Annotated in this window: 5 protein-coding genes and 1 pseudogene; 5 read left to right on the top strand and 1 reads right to left on the bottom strand. The window is 73.7% G+C overall.

Features of this window, described 5'->3' with window-relative positions; all coding sequences use genetic code 11:
* The 3 genes and pseudogenes from ACFV7Q_RS29430 to ACFV7Q_RS29420 all read left to right on the top strand — a co-directional run.
* A pseudogene (locus tag ACFV7Q_RS29430) lies at window positions 1–363 on the top strand (1-acyl-sn-glycerol-3-phosphate acyltransferase); the annotation flags it as partial.
* 310 nt (window positions 364–673) lie between these two features.
* The gene (locus tag ACFV7Q_RS29425) at window positions 674–1,048 is read left to right on the top strand and encodes a hypothetical protein (RefSeq protein WP_360627210.1); all 375 of its coding nucleotides are present in this window, start codon (window positions 674–676) and stop codon (window positions 1,046–1,048) included.
* A gap of 187 nt (window positions 1,049–1,235) precedes the next feature.
* Window positions 1,236–1,583 carry an ArsR/SmtB family transcription factor gene (locus ACFV7Q_RS29420; protein WP_385432900.1) on the top strand — a complete coding sequence of 116 codons (348 nt, stop codon included), beginning with the start codon at window positions 1,236–1,238 and terminating at the stop codon, window positions 1,581–1,583.
* A gap of 142 nt (window positions 1,584–1,725) precedes the next feature.
* On the opposite strand, the gene ACFV7Q_RS29415 is transcribed toward ACFV7Q_RS29420, so the two are convergent.
* Window positions 1,726–2,409, bottom strand: a complete 684-nt coding sequence (locus ACFV7Q_RS29415; protein WP_385432898.1) for a class I SAM-dependent methyltransferase — start codon at window positions 2,407–2,409, stop codon at window positions 1,726–1,728.
* A 276-nt stretch (window positions 2,410–2,685) separates the two neighbouring features.
* Here ACFV7Q_RS29415 and ACFV7Q_RS29410 point away from each other — a divergent pair, with 276 nt between their 5' ends.
* A complete protein-coding gene (locus ACFV7Q_RS29410) occupies window positions 2,686–4,179 on the top strand; it encodes a cellulose binding domain-containing protein (protein ID WP_385432896.1) in 1,494 nt (497 codons plus the stop codon).
* A 144-nt stretch (window positions 4,180–4,323) separates the two neighbouring features.
* Window positions 4,324–6,501: a SpoIIE family protein phosphatase gene (locus ACFV7Q_RS29405; protein WP_385432894.1), complete on the top strand. Its 2,178-nt coding sequence runs from the start codon at window positions 4,324–4,326 to the stop codon at window positions 6,499–6,501.
* Window positions 6,502–6,617 lie beyond the last annotated feature (116 nt).

Raw genomic sequence — 6,617 nt, 5'->3', positions numbered from 1 at the left:
CGGGAGGGCCGGCTGGTCCTCATGTATGCCGAGGGGTGCATTCCGGTGCGGCGGGACGCCGCGGAGGCCGCGCCCGGCGAATTCCGCAGCGGGCTGTCCCGGCTCGCCGCACGCACCGGCGCTCCGGTCGTGCCGGTCGGGCAGGCCGGAGCCCGCCGCGTCACCTCGGGCAGCGCCGCGAAGCAGATCGCCGGCCTCGTCACCGCCCCGCTGCGCCGCCCCGACCTGCACGTCCACGTCGGTGCTCCCGTCCACCTGAGAGGGGACGGCTCCGCTCGGACGCGGCAGGCGCACCGCGCGGTCACGGGTGCCTGGCGCACGGCCGCCGCACACCTCAACGAGCCCGCCGCGCTCGCCGCGTGAGCCGTGTGGCGTGCGGGCCGGTGTCCTCCAGGCCGAAAAGAATCGTCGCGTGTTCGACGGTCGCTCCGGCAGGGGTTTCCCGGCCGGCCCCGCACGCCGCCCCGGTGACTCCGGATCAACCCGAAAGACGAGGTGCACTGCCGGTCGCGGGGGCGGCGCGGCACCGCCGTCCGCCCCGCCCGCGCGTCGTAAGCCGATGGTTTTTCGCCGAATCCGGGGATTCGCCCGCTCGGCGGCCGTCGCTCGGTAGCGTCCCGTTACGGAAGATCCGGTGCCGGTAACGGCAGAGCGCAGGACGAGAGGTACGGCCATGGCCAACGTGGAAGTGTCACTGAAGGAAGCGATGACCTCGATCGACGGAGTGCTGGGCGTGGCCCTGGTGGACTACACCAGCGGAATGGCCCTCGGCACGCTGGGGGGCAGCAAGGACCTGGACCTCGGGGTCGCCGCGGCGGGCAACACCGACGTCATCCGGGCGAAGGTCCGCACCATGGAGATGCTGGGACTGCAGGACGAGATCGAGGACCTGCTGATCACGCTCGGGAACCAGTACCACCTGATCCGGGTGCTGAAGAGCCGCAGCGGATCCGGTCTGTTCCTCTACCTCGTGCTGGACAAGGGCCGCTCCAACCTGGCCATGGCCCGTCACCAGTTGCGCCGCATCGAGGCGGATCTGGAGGTCTAGACGCAGCGCCCCGACCGGCCCACGCATGCCCATGAGTTGCAAATTTCTTCAACTCGGCACATCCGAAAGCAGTCAACTTCGGTTCCGCGTGGGCCGACGGGACGGGACGATGGACACGAAGGTCGTCCGGTGGTGGGGATCGCGGGACATGGCAACGGGACCGAGGAGCAGCAGGAGCGTCGTGGGAATGCAGGTGCCGCTGTACCAGGCCAAGGCGGAGTTCTTTCGGATGCTCGGCCACCCGGTCCGTATACGCGTGCTGGAACTCCTGCAGGACGGCCCCAAACCGGTCCGCAGCCTGCTGGCCGAGATCGACGTCGAGCCGTCGAACCTCTCCCAGCAGCTGGCGGTCCTGCGCCGTTCGGGCATCGTGGTGTCCACCCGCGAAGGCTCCACGGTGACCTATGCCCTGGCCGGCGGGGACGTCGCCGACCTGCTGCGGGCGGCCCGCCGCATCCTCACCGAGATGCTGGCCGGGCGGAACGAACTGCTCGCCGAACTCCGGCAGGTGGAGCCCGACCCGGCGAACACCTGACGGCCGGACCCGCCCACCCCGGCCCGCTGTATCCGCCGGCCCGGGCAGCCGGAACCCACACGGCACGGTGGGCCCGCCCCCCACCGTGCCGCGTGCCCCGTCCTCCTCCGGGGGCGCCCGGCCCGCCGGGCGCCCCCGCCGTTCAGCGTTGGGCGGCCGGTCGGCGGGCGTAACAGAACAGGTGCTCCTCGGGGGCCGCGAGTTCCCCCTCCGGCTCGAAGCCGGAGACGGCGTGGTGGAGGACCTCCAGCCCGCAGTCCTCGCGCAGCCGGCGCAGGTACTCCTCGGTCGAGAAGCTGGAGACCTCGACCCGGCGCCCCATCCACTCGATCTCGACGCCCTCCACATCGGCCGGCACCGTGGCCGACACGAGGTAGCCGCCGGGCGCCACCCAGCCGGCCATCCGTTCCAGTGCCGCGGACGCCTCAGCCCGGCTCATCATCAGTAGCGGGAAGAACGCGCAGACGGCGTCGAAGCTCCCCTCCGGCGCACTGAAACCGCGTACGTCGCACTGCTCGAACCGCGCCCCGGGGACCTGCGCCCGGGCCAGCCCGACCATCGCCCCGGACACGTCGATCCCCGTCACCTCACAGCCGGCGCGGACCAGCCGGTCGGCGACCGGCCGCCCCGTCCCGCTGCCGACGTCCAGGACGCGCGCCCCCGGGGCCAGGCGCGCGGACAGCCACTCCACCGCCGCCAGTTGGGCCGGCAGCCGCCCGAACGCACGCTCGTAGTCGAGTCCCAGACCGTCGAACAACTCGGCCGCGGACACCGTCCCCCGCCGCCCCGACCCCGACCCGGACCGCTCCCGTTCGTCTCCGGTCACCGCACACTCCCTTCCCGCACCGTCACGCCCGACCGAACCACCCTTCCCCGGGCACCGCCTCCGTAGACGCCCGATGTCGTACCGCCCCGACACGTGCCACCGCCCGCGCGGACCGGATCGTCGGCCTGCCGGTGGACGCTCGTTAACCCCGGCCGATCCCTTCCTTAAGGGGGCCTCAAGAACCGGGCTCCCGCGCTCGAACTGGCGTTTTGTCCGATTCCGGATCGCTAGCGTGCTGCCCCGTCCCCCATCCCCGCACCGATGAGGCAGGCAGTCATGACCAGGAACGCACACCGCCGCACCGCCGGCCCCAAGGCCAAGGCGGCCGGGGCGCTCGCCCTGACGGCAGCCGTCGCCGGCACCGCGATCGCCCTCACCGGCACCGCCCAGGCGGCCTCCGTGGGCGCCGCCTTCACCAAGTCCAGCAGCTGGGACACCGGCTACACGGGCCAGTACGTCATCACCAACACCGGAAGCCAGCCCCTGAAGGACTGGACCCTGGAGTTCGACCTGCCCACCGGGACCGCCCTGTCCTCCCTCTGGAACGGCGAGAAGACCGTCAGCGGCGGGCACGTCACCGTCAAGCCGCCGCGCTGGGACACCGCCGGACTCGCGCCCGGGGCCTCCACCACCGTCGGCTTCGTCACCTCCGCACAGGGCGGCGCCCCCGGCAACCCCACCGGCTGCCTCATCAACAAGGAGAAGTGCTCGGCCGGCTCCGGCCCCACCCCCCTTCCCACGGGCCGCCCCACCACCGCCCCGAGCCCCACGGCCACCACCCGCCCCACGACCGCGCCCACCCCCACGGCCACGGCAACCGCCACCGCGACCGCGAAGCCCACCCCCACCGCGCCCCGCCCCCCGGGCGGCACCACGAAGGCCGCCCCGTTCGCGCCGTACGTGGACACCTCGCTCTACCCCGCCTTCGACCTCGTCGGCACGGCCGACCAGACCGGCGTCAAGGAGTTCAACCTCGCCTTCATCACCTCCGGAGGCGGCTGCAACCCGCTCTGGGGCGGCGTCACCGCCCTCGGCTCCGACCACGTCGCCTCCCAGATCCAGGCCCTGCGGGCCAAGGGCGGCGACGTCCGGGTGTCCTTCGGCGGCGCCGCCGGCTCCGAGCTCGCCCTGGCCTGCTCCTCGGCCGCGGACCTGGCGGCCGCGTACGGCAAGGTCATCGACGCGTACGGGCTGACCAAGGCCGACTTCGACATCGAGGGTGCGGCCCTGCCCGACACCGCCGCGAACACCCGGCGCGCCCAGGCCATCGCCATGCTCCAGAAGAAGCACCCCGGCCTCAACGTCTCGTACACCCTTCCCGTCATGCCCGAGGGCCTGACCCAGCCGGGCGTGGACCTGCTCGCCAATGCCAAGCGCAACGGCGTGTCCATCGCCGCCGTCAACATCATGGCGATGGACTACGGGCCGGCGTACAGCGGCGACATGGGCGGCTACGCGATCCAGGCCGCAACCGCCACCCAGGCCCAGATCAAGGGCGTCCTCGGGCTCTCGGACGCCGAGGCCTGGAAGACGGTCGCCGTCACCCCGATGATCGGCGTCAACGACGTGACCAGCGAGATATTCACGGTCGAGGACGCCACCCAGCTCGCGGACTTCGCCCGTAGCAAGGGCCTGGGCTGGCTCTCCATGTGGTCGGGGACCCGCGACAAGCAGTGCCCCGGCGGCGCGAAGAACCAGGCCGACGCCACCTGCTCGTCCGTCCTGCAGGCCCCGCTGGCCTTCACCAGGGCCTTCGCCGCCCGGTCGTAGGGACCGCCCCCGGCCTCCCGCTCCCTCCCGCTCCGTGTCCGGCCGCCGACGGCCCGTGCCCGTTCCCGGGGCGGGCGGGAGCGCCCGGGGCGGCGCGGCGGGTCGGGCCGAGCGCGCGGGTGGGTCCGGGGTGACCATGGTCACGTGGGAGACGAACCGGTACGGGACCGGGGTGCCGGCCACCGGCTGATGGAGGAGGCGCTGGTCGAGACCTGCGCCGAGGCGGGTGCGTCCATCGGCATGCTCTACCTGCCCGAGCCCACCGGGCGGGTGCTGCACCTCGCGGTGACCGTCGGCGTCGCCCGCGAGTTCGCGAGCCCCTGGGCCCGTGTGGGGCTCAACGATCCGGTCCCGGTGGCCGACGCGGTCCGCGAACAGCGCCTCGTATGGCTGGGCGGCCTGGAGGACACGGCCCGCCGCTACCCGCGGGTCGGCCTGGTCGTGCCGTACCGCTTCGCGCTCGCCGCCACCCCGCTGGACGCGTCCGGCGCGGCGGCGGAGAAGCGCACGGGCGCCGGACTGGTTCTGCTGTGGCCCGGCTCGCACGGTCCGCGCCTGACCGACGGGGAGCGGCAGGTCCTCGAATCGGGTGCGCGGCGGATCGCCGGCATCCTGCGCCGGGCCGCCGACGAGGGCCGCGCCATCCAGCCGACGCCCCACCCGGTCATCCTGGCGCCGCGCCCGCCGCGCACTCCGGGACCCGTGGAGGCGGCGGCCGGCCTGGCCTTCATCCGGCGGCTGCCGGGGGGCAGCTGCGCCCTCGACCTGAACGGGAAGGTCACCTTCATCACCGAGCGGGCGGCGGACCTGCTGGGCGAGCCCGTCTCCCGGCTGGTGGGCGCCCTGCCGTGGGAGGCGCTGCCCTGGATGGACAACCCCACCATCGAGGACCACTACCGGGCGGCCATGATCAGCCGGATGCCGCGGAGCTTCCTCGCCGACCACCCGGACGGCCGCCGCCTGCGCTTCGACCTCTACCCGGACGCCAGCGGGCTCAGCGTCCGCATCACCCAGACCGCGGAGGAGCCGGTGCCTTCCGCCGCCCCACCGGCCGCCGAGACGGAGCCCTCGCCGAGCCGGGCCCACGCCCTCTACCAGCTGATCCACCTGGCGGCCACCCTCACCGAGGCCGCCCACGCCCAGGACGTCGTCGACAAGGCCGCCGACCAACTCGTCCCGGCACTGGGCGCCCATGCCATGGCGCTGCTGGTCGAGGAGGAGCAGCGGCTGCGCATCGTCGGCTTCCGCGGATACACGGCCGAGCTCATGGCCCGCTTCGACGGCGTGCCCGTCTCCGCCGACACCGCCCGCACGCACGTCCTGCGCACCGGCAACCCGCTGTTCTTCGGCAGCCCGGACGAGCTGCTGGCGGCCTACCCCGCGACGATGGTCCTGGACGGCATGGCCGCCTGGGCCTTCCTGCCCCTGATCTCCTCCAGCCGGCCCGTCGGCTCCCTCATCCTGGGCTACTCCCACCCCCGCACGTTCGCGCCCGGTGAGCGCGCCATCCTGACCGCCATCGCCGGCCTCATCGCCCAGGCCCTGGAGCGGGCCCGGCTGTACGACTCCACCCACCAACTGGCCCGCAGCCTGCAGACGGGCCTGCTGCCCCGGGTGCTGCCGCAGGTTCCGGGGCTGGAGGTGGCGGCCCGCTACCTGCCCGCTGCCCAGGGCCTCGACATCGGCGGCGACTTCTACGACCTGATCCGCATCGACGACGCCACCGTCGCCGCCGCCATCGGCGACGTCCAGGGGCACAACGTCAACGCCGCCGCCCTCATGGGTCAGGTCCGCACCGCCGTCCACGCCACCGCCGGCGCACCGCCGGCGGAGGTCCTCGCCCGGACCAACAGGCTCCTGACCGACCTCGAGCCCGGCCTGTTCACCAGCTGCCTCTACGTCCACATCGACTTCACCCGCCGCAGGGCCAGCCTGGCCACCGCGGGCCACCCGCCGCCCCTGCTGCGCCGCGCGGACGGCTCGACCGCGGTGCTCGACCTGCCGGCGGGGCTCCTGCTCGGCATCGACCCCGAGACGGCGTACACCGCGACCGAGGTCCCCTTCCACCCCGGCGCGCTCCTCGCCCTGTACACCGACGGCCTGGTCGAGACCCCGGGCCGGGACATCGGGGACGCCATCGGAGAGACGGCTGCCCGCCTCGCCCGGACCCCGCGCCACGCCTCCTTGGACCTGGTGGCCGACAACCTCATCGGGCACGCCCGGCACGCCGGACCCCGCACGGACGACATCGCCCTGCTCCTCCTGCGACACGGTGACGACGACCCTTCTTTCCCCCTGAGGTTCAAGACGGCGTCGACATGAGGGTGCTCCGGCCCCGGCCGGAGCCCGCACGGCCGGTTCCGCGGCGGCCCGTTCCGCCCCGGCCGTGACGCCGGAGACCGCCCGCACGGGTGCACGGGGATGCCAGACTGGCGGAG

Source organism: Streptomyces sp. NPDC059851 (genome assembly GCF_042732005.1).
Classification (GTDB): domain Bacteria; phylum Actinomycetota; class Actinomycetes; order Streptomycetales; family Streptomycetaceae; genus Streptomyces.
The sequence above is the reverse complement of the archived record's forward strand: the minus strand, read 5'-3'. Positions and strand labels throughout refer to the sequence as shown.